Origin of the sequence: Moorena sp. SIO4A1, from assembly GCF_010672065.1 — a bacterium.
In the GTDB taxonomy this organism is placed as follows: domain Bacteria; phylum Cyanobacteriota; class Cyanobacteriia; order Cyanobacteriales; family Coleofasciculaceae; genus Moorena.
In genome coordinates this window covers 81,972-102,045 of sequence record NZ_JAAHHX010000027.1, presented here as the reverse complement: position 1 = coordinate 102,045, position 20,074 = coordinate 81,972, and the positions used below count along the sequence as shown (strand labels likewise).

Genomic DNA, 20,074 nt, shown 5'->3' with positions numbered 1-20,074 from the left:
GTATCAACACTATATAGTTTATTTTTGATGCCACTCCATAGTTATTCGCGAAAGTATTTCCAGAATCTTGATTTATTGGTTTTAATTTATAATAGAAAGCGATACATAATTTACTTCAAATAAAATAAATTGTGATAATTTTTGTTCCCTACTTTCTATTTCATTTTCTATATATGATTATCGCTGATGAAAGCTGAAGAAGTTCTGAAACAATATGCAGCAGGAGAACGGGATTTCCAAAGGGTAAATCTTAGAGGTCAGTCATTCCGGGGGAAAGAGCTTTCAGGGGCAGATTTTAGTGAAGCGGATATTAGAGGAACGAATTTTAAGAATGCTAATCTAACTGGAACTCAGTTCTGTAAAGCGAAGGCAGGATTACAGAAACGGTGGGTAATCGTTCTTCTGTTGGTTTCCTGGATAACGTCAGGACTATCAGGAATTATTTCCTCATTTGGTGGGGTGTTAGTAGCCTTAGTATTTTACTCTGGTAGCAACGTAGAACTACAAGTCTTCGGCTGGACAACACTGGTTGTAATAATTGCCTTATTTGCTGTTATTCAACGTCTAGGTATAACCTCCGCCTCCGCCTTTGCCTCCGCCTCCGCCTTTGCCTCCGCCTCCGCCTTTGCCTCCGCCTCCGCCTTTGCCATAGCCATAGCCATAGCCATAGCCGTAGCCTTAGCCTCCGGCTTCACCGTAGCCTCCGCCGTAGTTATAGCCTCCGCCATAGCCTTAGCCTCCGCAATAGCCTTCGCCTCCGCCGTAACCTCCGTCATAGCCATAGCCTCCGCCTTCGCCATAGCCTCCGCAATAGCCTCCGCCTTCGCCTTTGCCATAGCCATAGCCTCCGCCTTCGCCATAGCCTCTGCAATAGCCTCCGCTTCCGCCTTTGCCTCCGCCTCCGCCTTCGCCTTACTTGCCACTTACCTGGGCTGGCATGTTCTAAAGGGGGACCCCAGAGATGTCTGGATTCGCACTATTGCTATTGCTTTTGCTGCCATAGGAGGAACCAGTTTTTACAAAGCTGATTTAACCAATGCTGATTTTACGGGAGCTATCCTTAAAAGTACAGATTTAAGGGAGGCTACTATCACTCGTACTTGTTGGAGGGAAACTATTAAACTTGACCGAGTTAGACCCGGAAAAAAATATCTTCAATATGAAAACATTAGACAATTGTTGATAACTGGAGAGGGACAATATAAAAATTTTGATCGGCTCGATCTAAGAGGTATTAATTTAAAGGAAACTAATCTACAAGATGCTAGCTTTAGTGGAACAGAATTAAACCGAGCTAACTTACAAAATGCTAATTTATCCAGAGCTAAACTGATACAAACTCAATTAGATAAAGCCGATCTAACGGGTGCGACGCTCACGGGAGCTACGATTGAAGATTGGGGTATCACTAGTCATACTCAATTGCAGGGGGTGAAATGTCGGTATGTCTTCATGCGCTTACTCACTAAAGATAACCCGAACCCCCGTCGTAAGCCGGATAATTGGGAGGAGGAGTTTGAAGATGGGGATTTTGCTGACTTCATTAAACCCATAGTTGATACTCTAGACCTCTATCATAATCAGGATGTTGACCCTCGTGCGATCGCAATTTCTTTTAAGCAGTTAGCTGAAAATAATCCTGATGCTGAACTGGAGATTGTGGCAATGGAGAAGCGAGGTAAGGATAAGTTCTTACTTCGTGCAGCAACTGCATCTAATGCAGACCACTCTAAGCTGAATAGAGAGTATTTCACAACTTATAACAATACAAAAGCATTCGCAGAAACCGAGGCGCAGGTACTTTTAACAGAGAAAGATAGCCGGATTTCGAGTCTAGAAACTATGATCCAAACAGCACTTCAGCGTCCTATTTTTTATGCAGAAGCCTATAATCATCAAGGAGATACTATGTCACAAGCCCCTAAGAAAGTTTCTAAATTTGACCTAAACAATCCTCAGTTTGGTGGAGGATTAGTGGATGCCGATACCGTTCATGCTCAAAATATAGGTAGAGACATCAATAATAATTATTCTTCAGAGCAAAAACAAAACCTAGCAGAAGCAGCCGCTGAAATTCAGCAATTAATCCAACAACTAGAGAAAACCAACCCTACCGCCACAGAAGCACAGCAAGAAGCCTTTGTCAGTGCAGCCATTACACCAACTAAGAAAGAAAGGCTAATTAATGCTCTCAAAGAAGGTGGTCAAGGAGCAATTGAAGAATTCCTTAATAACCCATATTTGAATGTAGCAATTAGAATTATTGAAGGGTGGAGAAACCCTTAATTTTACAAGTGACAATGGTGGTGATAACTCCTGCCCTTACCAGATTTTCCCCAGCTTCAGCACGAAACCCGGCAGCACCGACTCATCCCCCTTTACCGTAGCAGGATTGTCCAACTGCTCCACTTCCCCACCAGGACGGTAAATATACACTCGACGATTATTGGGGTCAATCAACCACCCCAACCTCGCGCCATTGTCCATGTACTCTTGCATCTTGTCTTTGAGGTCTTTGAGCCTATCACTGGGGGAACGCAATTCAATCACAAAATCTGGGCATAGAGGAGCAAATTTTTCCTGTTGTTGAGGTGTTAGGGCTTCCCATCTTTCTAAGGTTACCCAAGAGGCATCAGGGGAGCGCTCCGCACCATTGGGAAGCTTAAAGCCAGCAGAAGAGTCAAAACCCTTGCCTGTGCCATCTTGTTCTACCCAACTCCACAACTGACCATTGAGACTGAAATTTCGACCTCCGGTTCCACTGCCTGTTGGGGGCATAACAATTATTTCTCCCTCTGACGTGCGTTCAATCCGTAAATCTCGATTAATCTGACAAAATTCAAAAAACTGATCATCATCCATGTCCAATGCTGGGGGCATCTTCAGCACAATCGGATTAGTTTCAACAGGTTTGGTGGCTACTGTCATGATTGAGCTACTTCCCGCACAAAAGAGTTTCTTCTATTATAATTACTGGTATTTATCTACCCCATCGGTTTGGTACCGGTGGGGTTTGGTTTGGTCCTAGCTTACTTTTAGGTGCGACCCGTGGCGAATTTAATTCTTGATGCGGAAAGCGCACCTTTGACTTCTGACTTCTAACTTCTGACTTGCGCGTAGCGCTGTATGTAGTTTTCAGCAATCCTACTGACTGAATTCTACCCAGTTATTGTCTTAAACCAGCAATCAACTTGGTAGACAAGGGGATTGCTTTATCTATCTGTGTCTTTTTAAGCTAAAAAGTCAGCAGTGGTTCTACCTATTTGTAAGCATTCAGCAGTCAGCGGTCAGCCGTCAGCTATTTTCTTCAAAAGCTGTTCGCGTAGGGTGCGCATAGCGCATAGGCTGATAGCTGATAGCTGATAGCACCTCAAGTAGCGTGCGTGGCACAGGCTTCTAGCCTGTGAGGTAGCGCTAATCGCTGATAGCTGATAGCTGAATGCTTACACCTATTTAAGACTGATGACAGGAAAAACTTGGCTGTCTTAAAACCTCGTTGGCTAAATTGCAACGATAGGTTCCAATGGTGAATAGGAAACATAGAGGGAATTGATGATGAGCCAAGATTTACCAAAGCCAGGGAAACTGAAGCTCCTTGTGGTTGATGACCACGAATTGATGCTGGGTGGAATAATCGACACCCTACGACGGAAGTATCCAGAAGCGGAAATCCTAACAGCTCAAACGTTCCAGAGCGCTCTGGAACAACTGGAACGATTTCAGCTTGACCTTGTTATTGTAGATCTTTCCATTCCAGAAGCCTCTGAGAATACAGCTAAAATCGATACGGGCATTAAACTTTTGCAGATAGTGATGAAGCAGTACCCCAACCTCAATCTTGTGGTGCTCAGCACTTACCTCAAAGCTCTGGTGCGGATTAAGGATGAGATTGACGAGCACAAAGGGGGTTTCACGGTGGTAGATAAGGGTTTCTCCGGTCAGGTTATGTTAACTAGAGTTGACTGGGCATTGCAGGGATTAACCCATACAAAAGATCTAAAGATGCTCAAAGGAGAAGTCAAGCCAGAGTGGCTGGAGGTACTCACCCTAGCATTTCATGAGGAATTGCAAGATAGGGCAATTGCTGAGCGTATGCATAAAAGTGAACGAACTGTGGTTCACTACTGGACGAAAATTCGAGACGTTCTGGGTGTTTATCCTGAAGACGGGAAGAATCTCCGAATTCAAACTGAGATGCGAGCCAGAGAAGAAGGGTTTATTGATTGATATAGCGGTTTTCAATTGGCTGAGGTACAGATTCCTGGGTTTTAGGGAACAGGGAACAGGGAACAGGGAACAGGGAATAGGGAACAGGGAATAGGGAATAGGGAATAGGGAATAGGGAATAGGGAATAGGGAAAAAATCCTGTGTACCTCATAGTTATAGCGATTTGCAGATAAGTTAATTATTAAAATGAGGCAAAAAAGATAAAGTCCAATTCTTAATTTACAATAATAAATAACTTAGGTTAGATGCCAACTGATCTATTCCCTATTCCCTGTTACCTGTTTCCTAAAAAACCATAAAATATACTTAACAAAGTCGCAAAGCGCTATCTTAAAAACGCTGTAAATTAAGCAAGGGTAAAAACTGTTGTTGCTAAGTATTTGGCCAAAAATAAGAAACAAAATTGCTACCTGGCGTGGAGGAGAATTGCCAGGAATTGCAGTGATTGGACTGGTAATCTTAGCCCGTCTCAATGGGTCACTTCAATTTAGTGAGTGGATCACCCTCGATACTTTTCTGCGCCTGCGTCCTTCTGAACCTATGGATGAACGGGTTGTTATTGTTGGAATTGATGAAAAGGATATCCAGGATGTAGAAACCTATCCAATACCAGATCAAGACATTGCAAGGCTGCTGCGGAGATTGCAAACCTACAAACCCAGAGCAATTGGTCTTGATATTGTTCGGGATCTACCAGTTGAGCCAGGTCACGAGCAACTGGTTGAAACCTTTGAGGATATCAAGAATCTCATTGCCATTGAAAAAGTATTACCAACTAAAATTAAGCCACCACCCGGATTTCCCCCGGAACGGATTGGTTTCTCAGATGTTATTCCAGATCAAGATAGCAAGCTCAGGCGCAGTATTCTTGGGATGTATAGGGATGAAACTAGGAAAGAATATGTATTCTCCCTGGCTTTACTGCTGGCGAAAGCTTATTTGGGTGCTGAGAAGGAAAAGATTGAACTTGAAAATGGCATTCACGATCGCCATACTATGCGCTTTGGTGAGACTGAGCTACCTCGCTTTTTGACCAATTCCGGTGGATATGTGGGCACTGATCACTTTGGAGTTCAAGTGCTGCTCAATTTTCGCAGTGGTCGCAAACCGTTTAGACGCTTATCTGTGAGGGATATCGAAACAGGGCAATTTAATTCAAGTTGGATTCGCGATCGCATTGTTATTGTTGGAGTCACTACTCCCAGCATCAAAGACACTGTCAATACCACTGCCATCAAGGGTTTGAACCCTCCTGGAGAAATCTATGGGGTGGAATTTCATGCCCATGCTACTAGTCAAATTCTCAGTGCCGTTCTGGATCAGCGATCGCTTTTAAGAACTTGGTCAGATCCCTGGGAATATCTATGGATTTTAGGTTGGGGTTTTCTGGCCATGGGTCTTGGTCGGCTCACTCAATCCCCATTCAAAAATCTGTTTGGTGTTGGGGTTGCCAGCTTCGGACTAGTTGGAGTTGGTTATGTGTTCCTAGCTTGGGGCTGGTGGATTCCAGTAGCACCAGCGTTGTTAATTTTAGTCATAAATAGTTTACTATTTCCTGCTTTCTATCACTATGACCAGGCTTTGAGGTCTCAGATCAATGTGCGCCAAGGGACTATCGAGGAAACATTTAATCTCATTCATAATGGTCCAATGCAAACACTAGCCTATATTATTACGCGCATTCAAAACCAGGATTTGCCAGAAGATCAATTACTGTTGAAACTTAAAACTATCAAGGATGACATATGGGAGATTTCAGAATACCTCAAACAAGAAACTCCGACTCAAGAAGAAACTATCCGTCTAGGAAGTAACCTAAAACTGTCATTGAATCCTCCAATCCATAAGCTGTTCTATGAAGTCTGTAGAGATACCCTGGAACGGAATCTTCCTTGTTTTGAGACCCTCAAGCTTAAAGTTCTTAAATTTGAGCCGATACCGGAACAATATTTAACTATTGAGCAAAAGCGAAAACTCTGCCAGTTTCTGGAAGAAGCTTTGTGCAATGTCGGGAAACATGCTAAAGGAGTAACTCGTATTACTGCCATTGGCAAGCTACATGATGAATGGTACACTCTGAGTCTTAAAGATAATGGCTCGGGCATCTGTTCATCCTCTGAAAACCGAGGAACAAAGCAATGTAAAAATCTGGCGAAACAACTAGGAGGAACATTTAAGCGAGAGCCCCTTTCTCCCCAAGGAACTCTGTGCGAGTTAACCTGGCCTCTAGCAGGTCGTAACTGGAGTCTCGCCAAAGTTAGCTATGGCTTGAAAACTCTTTTTTTGAAAGGTTTGAAATATATCAAAAAACGATAAAATCGACTTCGCAGCGGGTGCATGTCAATTTTGTTAATCCCTGATTCAGATCCCCCTAAATCCCCCTTAATAAGGGGGACTTTTCAATCTAATTCCCCCCTTTTTTAAGGGGGGTTAGGGGGGATCTATGTACCTAATTACAAAGTTGACATGCTCCCCTTCGCAGCAGTTGTCGGTAATAGGGAATCGGGAATCGGGAACAGCGAAGAAAGAAGAGGGAACAGGACAAACATTATGTGTACCTCATTAGGCTAAAAACGCTATAAACATTCAGCTATCAGTAAATTTTCGTAGGGTGCGTTAGGGGTGGGATTGCCCTGATTTTCCGCCTCTTTGCCAGCGTTGAAATAGCCCACCCCGTAACGCACCACCGGCTCAAACTAAATAATCTAAAGTCTCTGCAAATTTTCCTGACCAGAGGAACTTTTATCATGTCTTGATGCAGGCTCAAACTAAATAATCTAAAGTCTCTCCAAATTTTCCTGACCAGAGGAACTTTTATCATGTCTTGATGCAGTCGCTCATGGAGAGCCCAATTATAACTTCTAACTTCTAACTTCTAACTTCTAACTTCTAACTTCTAACTTCTAACTTCTAACTTCTAACTTCTAACTTCTACTTGGTGGTGCGTTACGGGGCGGGCTATTCCAATACTGGCGCTCGAAAAAATGAGGGCAAGCCCGCCCCTAACGCACCCTACATTCTTAATTCTTAATTCTCAATTCTCAATTCTTAATTCTTAATTCTTAATTCTTAATTCTCAATTCTTAATTCTTAATTCTCAATTCTTAATTCTTAATTCTTAATTCTTAATTCCCGATAAGTCTCAAAAATAAAAAAAAATAGCCGTAGAAATACTATCCACGGCTATTTCAACTCCACAATAAGTTCGTTGAAATCGCTATGTCACTGAGTTCCCAAACGGAACTTGATGTGATTCGATCTGATTGACCTTTGCTAGGGGGGGAAACCCCCCCAGAAATTTAGCGATGCAGCGCGGTCTTGGGGGTTTCCCCCATGAGCGACTGCATCAAGACAAGGTGTTACGGCAACAGCCAATACTTAGTTATTGTCGTCATCACTTCCCCGGGAACGTCGGTCGGCTCCAGAGGAGTCCATTCCGCAATCTCGGCATAGCCTAGTGAATAAAGCATTTGCATACTATAAATTACTGCTTCACGAGACCCTTTCAAGGTGTGCTGAGCAGGTTGTTTCTTGAAGTTTTGGCGAAATTTTCGTGACATGGATAAAAAAGTGAACTCATTGTGTTTATACAATGATTATTGTAATGATTATAACTGACTTTGTCAAGGGTTTTTAGAATTTTTTTTTGGGGGGTTTTAGGATTAATAAAAAATCAGCGATATTCTGAAATATACGCTACGCAAATGCTAATTTTAAACTAGTACAACGTTGTTCATAACTATGAGTTATACAGCGAGCATTTTGGTGGTGCGTTACAGGGCGGACTATCTCAACTCTGGCGCTCGAGATTAAAAATCAGAGGCGTTGCTGAATTTAGGAATGAATAGGAGTAGAGTGGGCATCCTGCCCGCAAGGAAATAAGCATGAAACTGGCAAGATGCCAGTTCTACACAAGATGCCAGTTCCACGCAAGATGCCCATTCCAGAAAACTATTAAAATCATTCCATTATTAAGCAACGCCAAATCAGAGGCTTTTGGTGGTGCGTTACGGGGCGGACTATCTCAACCCTGGCTACGAAGTGAAAAATAAGGGCAAGTCCGCCCCTAACGCACCCTACGAGCTAATGGATTTTTGAGCTTGTCTTTTTGTTTTGTTATATAGGCATTATAAATGAGATGTAAACCTAGGATGTCTTTTTTTTTTGGACAATAAAACTCCGGATATCTTTCCCCTCTTGCCTGCCCCCCTTACTAAGGGGGGTTAGGGGGGATTCCTCTTGCCTTTTGCCTCTTGGCCTTTGGAAATATGTTCACAACTCAAATATAAACGCCTTTAGCTGTGTAGTTTTCAGCAATTAATATTACCAAAGCAAGTTATCCATTTCTCTGATATTTTTCATAAAGTTGGTAGCAAGCATCCAGTCATGGCTACCCTATTCGTAGTATGGTCTTAATTAAATAAGCGTCTACTCAATCAATATTATGATGGCTGAAATTGTGGGGCTTTTTAACAAACCCATTAACGTTAGAGTAGTAACTGGTTGTGTCTTGAGTTTAGCGCTGGTGGCAACTCCGGCAGTTGTAGCTAGAGCTGAGTATAAGCCTCCTGAGGATCAAAAAACTCCCGATAAAGAGACCAGAACGAATTCGGGAACGACTAGGGGGTGTGATGGAGGAGATATACCGTTAACGGTTCTTGCCTCTCAAAATTATGTTGGGCGAACCACTTCTACCCATCCAACATTTGCTTGGTTTGTGCCTGACTCCAAATCCTTAAAGCTGAAATTCACCATCTACAGCCGTGGCTCAGATGGTAACTTCACAGAAGTCCATAGCATGTCATTGCAGAGTTCACCAGGGATTATGACCCTATCCCCCTTTCCAGAAGGTGAACCAGGGCTCTTAGTGGGCAAAGACTATTTCTGGCAAGTTGTAATCCTTTGTGATCCTAGTGCCCCATCAAGTGCTGTAGTAGACAGAGTACAAATAGAGGTTGTGGAGATGCCGCCAGATTTACAAGAGAAACTTGACAATGCAGTCGATAGCGCCGAAAAAGCAGATCTCTATGCTGAGGCTGGTTTCTGGTACAACGCACTAGATGAAGCCCTCAAACTGGCTGAAGAGTCGAAACTTGGAGTTGTGGCATCTGCTCTGTTGGAAGACCTGGCTCAGTGGGAAAAACCAAAACCATCACAAGAATTGACTGAAGAGGAGCGGGAATCGATTGAAAAACGGATGGGGTACTTGATCGACATTGCTAACTTTGCCCGATAATCCAGTGAACCCCGCTCTACAGCCAATTACCAATGATGATGAATGGTGCCCAATGGGCGGGGTGCCTTTTTGGAATCATATCCTTTTGAGCTTCTTTGAGAGCTTCTGCTTTGCTCATTCCCGATTGGAGGTTATGGTAAAACTGAGTGACTAACTCTGAAGTATCGTTATCTGGAATATACCAAAGGGAAGCTAGGGCGCTTCTGACACCAGCTTGTACAATGATACCAGCTAGACCTAGAGTTGTACGGTCGTCTCCTGTAGCAGTTTGACAAGCGGTAAGCACAAGCAACTCTACTGGTTTAGATCCACGACTTAAGCGGCGGATGTCTTTCTCTAGCTCAGTGATTGTGAGCTTTTCATTATTACCTGTGACTAAAAAAGTGTCCTCTGGAATTGTGCCGAACTTACCGTGAGTGGCAATGTGAAGAATTGGGTAAACTGTTTGTTGGAGTTCTTGCTGCAAGCTCTTGCGGGTAAATTGCTCATCCAACAGGGTTTTGCTTGCTGGGAATTGAGCTTTGACGTTTTCGATTTCCTTACGGACGTTTTCCAGTTTACTGAAACTTTCACCATCAATGAGCGCTGGTTGAGTTAATCCCAAAGCGAGTGCTGCTAGTTCTTGACGGTTCAAGGCTTGGGGATTGGTTAGGGTAAGACTGGGAGTTGTGGCAATGGCATATTTTTCTACCAAAAATTCCTTACCATCATAGAGTGCCGCCATGGGAATGCTACGCAAGATGCCGTCCTGAATAAACACGAGTGTTTTTATCTGCGCTGACTCTAAATCAGAGGCAAATGGAGCAATCAGCCAGTTATACAGGTTCTTTGCTGGTGTTAAGAAAGCTTTAGTGATGTCATAAGATTCCTGTATTTTTGTCCGGAAGTCGTTGACTTCTTTGATTAGCCTTTGACTATCGACCTGTGACAACTTAAACTTTTTTAACCTCTTATCGCCGTTTGGTAGACTAACCATAATAGCAGCTTTCTCTTCCAGAATCATAAAGCTAAAGACGGCTGTATCTTTTGTGACCAGCTCATCAATTTGTTTCTGGTTGAAGAGTGTTAAAAGACAATCATTCCCGAAGTAATTTTGTAGCTCTGCTAGTTTCAGGGAATCAACGGTTTTTAGGGCAGAATTCAGCTCTGTCTGGTACTGCTCAGAGTCAGAGGATAATGAATCGGCACGCTTGAGTGTTAGCTGAGCAAACTCGCGGTACAGAGGCTCAATGGTATCCCGAAAGTCAAATTGTAAGTTTCGCTGAGCAATCAGAATGTCGGTTCGGATACCCTGTTCACCTTTACCCTGTTCACTTTTACCCTGTTCACCTTCAAAACCTTCTAAGGTAGCGATCGCTTCTTTATAAGCATTGACCGCCTTATCTTTCTTGTTTTGGGCTTGGAAAATTTGACCCAGCTGCCACTGCCACAAATACAAGCTATCTTTTGCGGATAGATTTTGGTCAGCCATCCACCATGCCTTTTGAGTGAAGTCTAGGGCGTTTTGATAGTCTTGGCGGCAGTAATAGAGATGACCCAATTCACCCCATGCAAAAGACTCAGAACGGTAGTCCTTAATGCGTTGAGCAATGGAGACAGCTTGATTGAGGAGTGTTTCAGTCTCTGCTTCTAGCTGACGTTTGCCACAGGAATTGTGTTGGGACGTGTCAGTAACCACAGTCATCGGTTGCTCCAGTTTAGCTAAATCGATGGCTGCGTAGACTTTGTCCTGAGAATCCGGTAGTTCGTTGAACAATTCCTGAGCGTCTTGAATCCATTGGTTTCGCGCCTCTATTGATATTGATTCTTGAGGGCGGTAGGACAGTCGAATCAAATTGCGCAATGCTCGCATTTGAGCAGGTTGGTGATTTTGAGTGCGAGCTAGTTTGAGACTTTGCTGAAAATATTCCCCAGCTTGATTGTAATTATTGTTGGCATTTTTTCTAAATTCCTTGGTTGTTTCTTTCGCTCCCCGCTGTTTGGCAGAGCTAGCCCAGCGCTCCCAACGCTGAGCTTTGCTAAAGTAAGCATTGCCTAGGTCGTTAAGAAATGAACTGCGATAGGGACTATCGGCGAGAATCTTGGCTGTGTAATTTTTGCCCAATTTATCTATTGTACAGTCTTTTGTGCGTTGGGGGCTGATATCAAACTCAACTTTTTCAGCAATGCCTAAACCAGTCTGTAAACATTCAATCCCTTGGTCATAATCCCCTCTGAGAAGATAGGCATTTCCCATACTTCCCAAAGCAGCAGCCTCTCCCTTCCAATCCTGATGAGCCCGAGCAACTTTCAAGGCACTGTCTTGGACACAACTGGGTTTGTTTTTAGAATTTTCATCGGCATCAGGGGCTCCACATAGCAGCGCCAGAGCTTTTCTCGGTTGTCCAAAGCTACTGTAGGCTTGAGCCAATTCCGTTTTCATTCGCCCCATTTGTTGCCAGTTCCTTAGCTGTTGATAGTCAAGGATGGCTTGCTCCCAATTACTGATTGCCTCCTGGATGTCACCAATCTTTTGATTGGCTCTGGCCAGATTTTCCTGGACAATTGCGCTATTGGTATAGTTGTTGGTCTCTTGGTAGAGCGTCAAGGCATTTTGCCAGGGCTCTATGGCAGCTTTATAATCTCCGGCTTGGTAGTACTCAACTCCTTGTTGCACGAGTTGACTGGGGTTGGCAGGCTGGGTGGTTGCCATATTTCCCGGTTCAGCTGGTTGAGCGATTGAGGGAAGATGACCTAGCCCTATACAAACGGTAAGGCTAAACAGAAATAGTATTCCTAAAAAGCGATCGCTCCTGGATTTAGGTTTTCTGGACATCACTAGGACTGCTCTGTAACTGCTCTGGAAAACGGCGTTGCTGATTCTGAGTATGATTTTGCCCCCCTAGCCCCCCAATTCTGGGGGAAGAGTCAATTTGCTTCTAAAAGTCCCCCAAAATTGGGGGACCCACGGGGGCTTGGATGTAGCAAATGAGACTTCTGTGACAACCTCTTAGATTAATTATCACCCTAAAGTGGCAACTAATCTTATATATCTACTGACAATAATAATTGCCGAATTGCGCAATTACCCTTGCTTATATTGGCAATCAAGTTTGTAGGAATAGTTAACCTGATAGGTTAACCGAATACCTTATAATTCCTTCTGAGGTAGCAAAAAAGTAAAGTAAGCATTCAGCTTTAAGCATTCAGCTTTCAGCTATCAGCTTTAAGCATTCAGCTTTAAGCATTCAGCTTTCAGCTATCAGCTATCAGCTTTCAGCAATCAGCTTTCAGCAATCAGCTATCAGCTTTCAGCTATCAGCTTTCAGCTATCAGCTTTCAGCAATCAGCTTTCAGCAATCAGCTTTCAGCTATCAGCTTTCAGCTATCAGCTTTCAGCTATCAGCTTTCAGCTATCAGCTTTCAGCTATCAGCTTTCAGCATTCAGCTTTCAGCTATCAGCTTTCAGCTATCAGCTTTCAGCTATCAGCTTTCAGCTATCAGCTTTCAGCTATCAGCTTTCAGCTATCAGCTTTCAGCAATCAGCTTTCAGCTATCACTGACGGCTGACTACTGACCACTGACCGCTGACCGCTGACTACTGACCACTGACCGCTGACTACTGACCACTGACTACTGACCACTGACTACTGACTACTGACTACTGACTACTGACCGCTGACCGCTGTTCGCGTAGCGTGCGCGTAGCGCATATGCTTACAGCAAGGAGAATAATTCCATGGTTAATCAATCTTCGGGTCGTTGCTGTGGCTTATTGAAAGTAGCCAGTTGCTTAACGCTCGGTGTGTTTTTTCCTTTTGATAAACATCAAGTCTTGGCTGAGGTGACACCAGATACGACTTTAGGGGCTGAAAGTTCTCGCGTCACCCCTGATGCTCAGGTTAGGGGAGGGCTAGCGGATTTGATAGAAGGTGGAGCAGAACGAGGGGCAAATCTGTTTCACAGTTTTACTGATTTTAATGTTGAGGAGTTACAACGGGTTTATTTTGCTAATCCAGCAGGGATTGAAAATATTATCTCACGGGTGACTGGCACTAATCCCTCAAGTATTTTGGGCACCTTGGGAGTCGATGGTGCTGCTAATCTATTTTTACTGAATCCCCATGGGATTATCTTTGGAGCCAATGCTCAACTGGATATTCAGGGTTCGTTTGTGGCGAGTACAGCGAATTCTATAACCTTTGGGGATGGGTCATCCTTTAGTGCCAATCCCGACAATTCGTCGTTGTTAACCGTGAGTGTGCCTTTGGGATTGCAATATGGGACGAATCAAGCTGGTGCGATCGCTAATGCTGGGAATTTGGCAGTTGGTTCGGGACAAACTCTCAGCTTATCCGGTGGTACGGTAACTAGCACTGGCTCCCTGACAGCAGCTGGTGGCCGGGTTGAGGTTCTCGGAAATCAGGTTAGCTTGTTGGAGAATGCCCGAATTGATGTCTCCTCTGACACCGGTGGCGGTACAGTATTGATTGGGGGAGACTTTCAGGGTAATGGCACCGTTCCCAATGCAGTACATACCTTTGTGGGCTCGGATGTAACGATTAATGCCGATGCCTTGACCAATGGGGATGGGGGCAAGGTGATTGTTTGGGCGGATCAGACAGCAAGCGTTCACGGAACCCTTACAGCAAGGGGAGGAACTGTTTTCGGTGATGGGGGATTTATTGAAACCTCTGGTCAACAGTTTCTTAATCTGACCAGTACTCCCGATGCTAGTGCTCCTAATGGCAGTGGTGGCACCTGGCTAATCGATCCCACTGATATCACACTCGCCAATGGTGGTGGTGCTATTGGGACCAATACAGTTGATGTTGCTAATATTAATGCTGCCCTGAATACGGGCACCAACGTCACAATTTCAACAAGTATCGGTGGCACTGATCAAGGTAACATTACTCAGAATAATGATGCACCAATTCGCAAGACAGCAGGTGGAGATGCAACTCTTACCTTGCAGGCAGAAAACGATATTGATCTCAAAGCTGATATTACTTCCAATAGCGGTCAGTTGAATGTAGAGCTGTTAGCTGATAGTGACAATAGCGGAGCAGGCGCTATCATTATTGGTGTTAATGCCACGATTGATCTTGATATTGATACCAATGGCGGTGATTTCAGAACTTTTGGCAGTGGAACGAGTAATTCCGAGGGGTGGGGAAACTATATTAACAAGACTAACATCAACGCTAGAGGTGGCAATCTTAAATTAGAGGGGACAGGAATAGCTGATGGCACTGGCAATGGAATCGGCATTTTTCTGGAGAACAGCGAATTAAAAACCACCGGGCTAGGGACGATTACTCTAATTGGCAATGGTGGAATCGGAGGGGATTTTAGCATTGGCGTTGATGTTACAGAAAACACGATCATTAGTTCAGAAAATGGGGATATTAGACTAACAGGTACTGGCAAAGGTTTTAATAATGGATGGGGTATTCAACTTCGTGACAATGGTCTAGTACGTTCCACTGGGACAGGGAATATTTTTCTGAGTGGTACTACTACCGGTACTGGCAATAACAACTATGGCATCCTAATTCGGGAACAGTTCGCTGGAGGTCCTAGTGTGGTAGAAGCCACTGGAACAGGGAACATAACCCTAGTAGGTATTAATGGTATTGGGACAGACGGTAATCACGGGATAAGTATTCGGTCCGGTTCTAGGGTTTCTGCAACAACTGGAAATCTTAGCTTGACAGGTACTGGAAACGGCACTGGAAGCGGCAATACAGGTATTTTCATTAACTCTGGCAGTGTAATTCAATCAACGGGTACTGGAGCTATCACTTTGGAGGGAACAAGTGCTGCTGGAACTTCTGAGAATCAAGGCATACGAATTTATGGTAATGGTTCCAGAGTGAGTGGAAAAGATGGAAATATCACCCTCACAGGTACAGCAGCTCCAAGTAATGGAGATCTTAACCACGGCATTTATATTTTGAATCAAGGCTTGGTGCAATCGACTGGGGCAGGCTCTATCGAAATAACAGGTACTACTAACGCAACCAGTAATGTTGTGTATGGTAATGACGGCATTTCGGTAGCTGGCGGTGGGGTAGAATCCACTGGAACAGGAAGCATTTCCCTGAATGGAACTGGTGGAAATGGGACAGTTAGTAATCAGGGAATAGTTGTTTTAGATCCTCCTGATTCTAGGGTTACTGCAGTAAATGGAGATATCTCCCTAAGGGGAACTAGTAGAGGAACTGGAAATGGTCACTACGGTATTTGGTTGGGTCGGGGTGGCGATGGCGTAGTGCGAACTACTGGAACTGGAAACATTACTCTAGAGGGCATTATTAGCGGCATTGGCAATAACAGTGAGGGGATTTTCTTTGGTGATGGAGGTGCAATTGAAGCTATTGGCACTGGAAACATCACCCTCACCGCTGATGAAATTACTATTGCTAGTAATCTGGCTGAAATTAGAGGCACGAGCCGCCTTCAGCTACAGCCCCTTGACCCTACTTTGGGCATCACTATCGGTGGCACTACTACTGATGCCCGCTTAAATTTAGACAGCAGCGAACTCAACACATTACAAAAGGGGTTTGCCCAGATTCTGATTGGGCGAGACAACAGCAGCGGTGCGATCGCTATTTTGCCTGCTGCCTTCAACAGTCCTACTACCATTCAAACTCCAGTTACAGGCGGGACGATTACAACAACTGGAGCCATTAACACTAACAATAACCCCCTGACCTTCATTGCCGGTAGCGACATTACCTTAACTGGAGCCATTAACACTAACAATAACCCCCTGACCTTCATTGCCGGTAGCGACATTACCTTTAACAATGACATCAATACAGGTAGTGGTAATCTTACTGTTTTAGGGAGTACCATTACCCAAACTAGCGGCAGTCTGTTTGTGAATGGGGATGCCTTATTCACAAGCACTCTAGCCAATGCAGGTAATGTCAGTGTTACCAACACTAAACCTACCACTGTTGGTTACTCCATTATTGGGGGCAACTTCACTCTCAACTCTGGTCTACCAATTACTCAAGTTCCCGGCGAACCCTTGCAAGTCGCTGGAGAGATCTCAGTCAATGGGGGAGGTAGCCAAACCCTAATTAACACTATCGGTGACTTTTCTCAAGAGACTCTCCGACCCAATGGGGATTTGATTATTACTCAGGTGGGAACAGTTAACCTAGAGGCCAACACCGTCACAGGTAACCTGACAGTAAATAGCCTACCAGCAGCCGTTGTCAGTTTTAACCAGGTTCTGGATAACCCTGCCATAACTCTTAATCAAGACAATTCCTTTGGCGGTACCCTCCGGTTTAACACCACCACCGATGCCATCTTGTTGGAAGGTACCCCCGGCATTATTCAAACTGGACCTCAAACTGTCAGTGGTACCGCTACTTTCAACGCCAACACTGGCAATATTAGTCTCAATGAACCAGCTAATCAGTTTGGTAATCTAGCCTTCACCGGTAATGATGTCTCTATCCGTGAGAGTGACGGGACAAATCTGATCACTTCCTCTGCCACTGGTAACTTGAACTTAACCTCTGGAGGCATGATTACTCAAGATATAGGAGCATCATTAACTGTTGTAGGAGATACCAGCCTCACCACTACCCTCCCCAACGCTGGCAATGTCACAATTACTAACAGTAATGCCACCATCATCGGTAACTCCCTGATTGGTGGGGATTTTACGATTAATAAATCTACTCGACCAATTTTCCAAGCCCCTGGGGAAATCTTACAAGTAGCAGGGAACACTAGTCTAAACCCTCAAAATATAGAGCGTACTGGCAACAATATTTTGCCTCGAATAACCTTGCCCAATGGGGATGTGATTATCACTGACGTGGGACTGATCACCCTAAATGCCGAAACTATCTCTGGCAATCTAACGGTGAACAGCTTAGGGAGAAGACTGACTTTCAACAACAATGAAGCCTTTAACGAAAGTACAGCGATTGAATTAGCTCAATCTGGAAACTCCTTTGGCGGCGTATTGAGAATAAATACTGAGGCACCCCTAAGTCGCCTCGATACAGGTACTCCCGAAATTATCCAAAATGGTTCTCTAAATGTTAGCGGTACTGCTAGCTTCAATGCTAAGAATGGCAATATTACTCTCAACAACTCAGACAATCAATTTGGGAATCTTAAATTTGAAGGGAGTAACATCTCAATCAACGAAAGTGACTCTACCAACTTACTAAACTCAACTTATGCTGGTAATGTAACAATTACTTCCGGTGGTGCGATCGCACAAATCGGTAGCCTTATTAGTGATATAGACCCTTCCAATCAAGAAATAAGCTTGATCCTCAACGCCATCGGAGACATTAATACTCAGGATATTATTAGTCCCAGTGGCTCGATTACCCTCAACAGCACCAATGGTAGTATCGATACTACGGAAGGTATTCTCAGCACATTTTCCTTTGGCAGTGGCGGAGATATAACCCTGTCTGCTGACGGTGACCTTAACCTTGGTTCTCTTGATTCTGGTGGTCGCGATGTTGCAGGGGGTGATATTACGTTAAATAGCAACGGTGCAATCATAGTAAAAAATCAGCTTATTACTACCGAAACTCGTGGCTCCGTTAAGGCTGGTGATATTAATATCAATGCTCAATCTGTTTCCTTTACTGGGACGAAAGTATCGACTCGGACTCGTGGGGATGGCTTGGGAGGAAATCTCAACATTAATGCTTCTGATTCCATCAATATAACCAATGGTAGTCGATTGCTTGTCCAGACATTTGGGACTGGCGATGCTGGCAACGCAACCATTAATACTCAGCAATTGGTTGTAAAAAATGACCGACCTGAATTGAATAGGTCTACTGGAATAGGGACAGAAACATTCAGCCGTGGCAAGGGAGGGAACTTAACCATCAATGCTTCCGAGTCTGTTATACTAAGGGGCAATCAATCAATAGTATTTAATCCTAATCTTCTAGACCCAAACTCACTTCGCCAGGTAGTTGAAACTGCTACAGGTTTGACAACAGCAACTTTTGGGAGTGGTAATGCTGGTAATTTAAGCCTTAGTACTAGTAGTTTAGTCATTCAGAATGGAGCTGGAATTACCTCAGCACCTCTTTTAACTGAAAGAAATAATGGACAAGTTACCTTGTCTGGCGGCAAAGGCGGAGTGTTACGTATAACTGCTGATTCTATCGACATTCAAGGTCAGGCAGGCATAGCGACTGCTACTCTCGGAAATGGTGATGCAGGAGAGTTAATTTTAAATTCTGGCAGAATAACTCTTGAGGAGGGAGCTACAATTTCGGCAGATACAATTATTGGTCCTGTTGCTACTTTTATTAATACTTCCGCAAATGCCGGGGATATAGATATTACAACCAACCAACTGAGCGTCCGCAGTGGTTCACGCATTGGCGCAGCAACCGCAAATCGAGGTAAAGGAGGAACTATAACCATCAATGCCTCAGAATTTATAGAAGTAACTGGTCTTTCTAAGGATGGCGAAGTTCCCAGTACTATATCTACAGAAGTACTGAAAGGTTCAACAGGGTCTGCCGGAGACTTGAAAATTACTACTTCCAATTTAACCGTCACAGATAGAGGCCAGATATCTGCCCAAAGTCAAGGAGAAGGCGACGCTGGCAACATCGATATCAATGTCTCAGACATGTTAACAGCTACTGACGGCAATATCATTACTGCTACTACTCAATCTGCCGGAGGTGCTATCGATATCATAGCCAAAAATATTAGGCTACGCGGTGACAGTGACATTACCACCAGTGTCTTCAGCGGTGCTGACAACGGGGGCAATATTACCATCACCACTGACTCACTCATTGCCTTTGCTGACAGTGACATCCTAGCCTTTGCCCGTGATGGCCGAGGAGGCAATATTAAGTTCACAACCCCCATCTTCTTCGGCTTTGCCTTCCGTCCAGCACCACCAGGTACTGACCCAGCTACTTTAGATAATAATAACCGAGTCGATATCAATGCTAGTGCTGCTATCCCTGGGGATATCGATATACCCAACCTCGATTTTATCCAAAACAGTCTGACAGAGTTACCCGACAATCTGATTGACACCGAGAATCTGCTAGCCAATAGCTGCATTGTCCGAACCAGTGAACAAGAAGGAAAATTCATTATTACCGGTGGTGGTAACTTACCCACCCGCCCTGGGGATGCTTCCGTTTCACTTTATCCCACTGGAGAGGTACGCACGGTACCGAGTCAGAGTGCCTCTCGTCCTTGGCAAAAGGGTGACCCAATTGTTGAAGCAACGGGGGTGTATCAACTGCCCAATGGACGCCTAGTGATGGGGCGGGAATGTTCTTGAGGCTGGGGGTTAGGAATTTTGGGCAAAAGGGTTGAGGGGCAGTATGTAGTTTTCAGCAATCCCACTGACCAAATCCTACCATGAGTCTTGTTTATCCAGGCCATCACATTGGTAGATACTGTTAATGAATTATATCAGCCTTAACTTTATTCTTGAAATTAAGCAACAAGCTAAGGGAGTTGCTGAACAAATTATCTCTAACTAATTTGTTGTTGTTGAACAACTAACGACCAATATCTAAGCCTTAAATTTGGCTAGATATTGGGGTTCTATAGAATTCATTAAATACCTAGAATGTGAAGGA

The 20,074-nt window shown here is 44.1% G+C and carries 9 protein-coding genes; 6 read left to right on the top strand and 3 right to left on the bottom strand.

Going from position 1 to position 20,074, the window contains the following annotated elements:
- Positions 1–186: 186 nt before the first annotated feature.
- The gene (locus tag F6K53_RS19180; RefSeq protein WP_293066643.1) at positions 187–2,286 is read left to right on the top strand and encodes a pentapeptide repeat-containing protein; all 2,100 of its coding nucleotides are present in this window, start codon (positions 187–189) and stop codon (positions 2,284–2,286) included.
- Positions 2,287–2,322: 36 nt separating this feature from the next.
- Here F6K53_RS19180 and F6K53_RS19175 read toward each other — a convergent pair whose 3' ends face one another.
- Positions 2,323–2,928, bottom strand: coding sequence for a Uma2 family endonuclease (locus tag F6K53_RS19175; protein WP_293066640.1), 606 nt, complete (start codon positions 2,926–2,928; stop codon positions 2,323–2,325).
- 624 nt (positions 2,929–3,552) lie between these two features.
- Here F6K53_RS19175 and F6K53_RS19170 point away from each other — a divergent pair.
- Together F6K53_RS19170 and F6K53_RS19165 are read left to right on the top strand one after the other, a co-directional pair.
- The gene (locus F6K53_RS19170; RefSeq protein WP_293018598.1) at positions 3,553–4,227 is read left to right on the top strand and encodes a response regulator transcription factor; all 675 of its coding nucleotides are present in this window, start codon (positions 3,553–3,555) and stop codon (positions 4,225–4,227) included.
- A gap of 367 nt (positions 4,228–4,594) precedes the next feature.
- The gene (locus tag F6K53_RS19165; RefSeq protein WP_293081731.1) at positions 4,595–6,544 is read left to right on the top strand and encodes a CHASE2 domain-containing protein; all 1,950 of its coding nucleotides are present in this window, start codon (positions 4,595–4,597) and stop codon (positions 6,542–6,544) included.
- Positions 6,545–7,587: 1,043 nt separating this feature from the next.
- On the opposite strand, the gene F6K53_RS19160 is transcribed toward F6K53_RS19165, so the two are convergent.
- Positions 7,588–7,788: a hypothetical protein gene (locus F6K53_RS19160; protein ID WP_075873588.1), complete on the bottom strand. Its 201-nt coding sequence runs from the start codon at positions 7,786–7,788 to the stop codon at positions 7,588–7,590.
- A gap of 324 nt (positions 7,789–8,112) precedes the next feature.
- Here F6K53_RS19160 and F6K53_RS19155 point away from each other — a divergent pair, with 324 nt between their 5' ends.
- Together F6K53_RS19155 and F6K53_RS19150 are read left to right on the top strand one after the other, a co-directional pair.
- Positions 8,113–8,280, top strand: a complete 168-nt coding sequence (locus F6K53_RS19155; RefSeq protein WP_293040066.1) for a hypothetical protein — start codon at positions 8,113–8,115, stop codon at positions 8,278–8,280.
- 392 nt (positions 8,281–8,672) lie between these two features.
- Complete coding sequence (locus F6K53_RS19150) at positions 8,673–9,464, top strand: DUF928 domain-containing protein (protein ID WP_293081728.1); 792 nt, start codon at positions 8,673–8,675, stop codon at positions 9,462–9,464.
- A 16-nt stretch (positions 9,465–9,480) separates the two neighbouring features.
- Here the strand turns inward: F6K53_RS19150 and F6K53_RS19145 are convergent, their stop codons facing one another.
- On the bottom strand, positions 9,481–12,279 hold the full coding sequence (locus F6K53_RS19145; protein ID WP_293081726.1) for a CHAT domain-containing protein: 2,799 nt from the start codon (positions 12,277–12,279) through the stop codon (positions 9,481–9,483).
- A 903-nt stretch (positions 12,280–13,182) separates the two neighbouring features.
- Between F6K53_RS19145 and F6K53_RS19140 the strand changes: the two genes are divergently transcribed.
- Entirely contained in the window at positions 13,183–19,770 is a 6,588-nt protein-coding gene (locus F6K53_RS19140) for a filamentous hemagglutinin N-terminal domain-containing protein (protein ID WP_293081723.1), read from the top strand.
- The last annotated feature ends 304 nt before the right edge of the window (positions 19,771–20,074 follow it).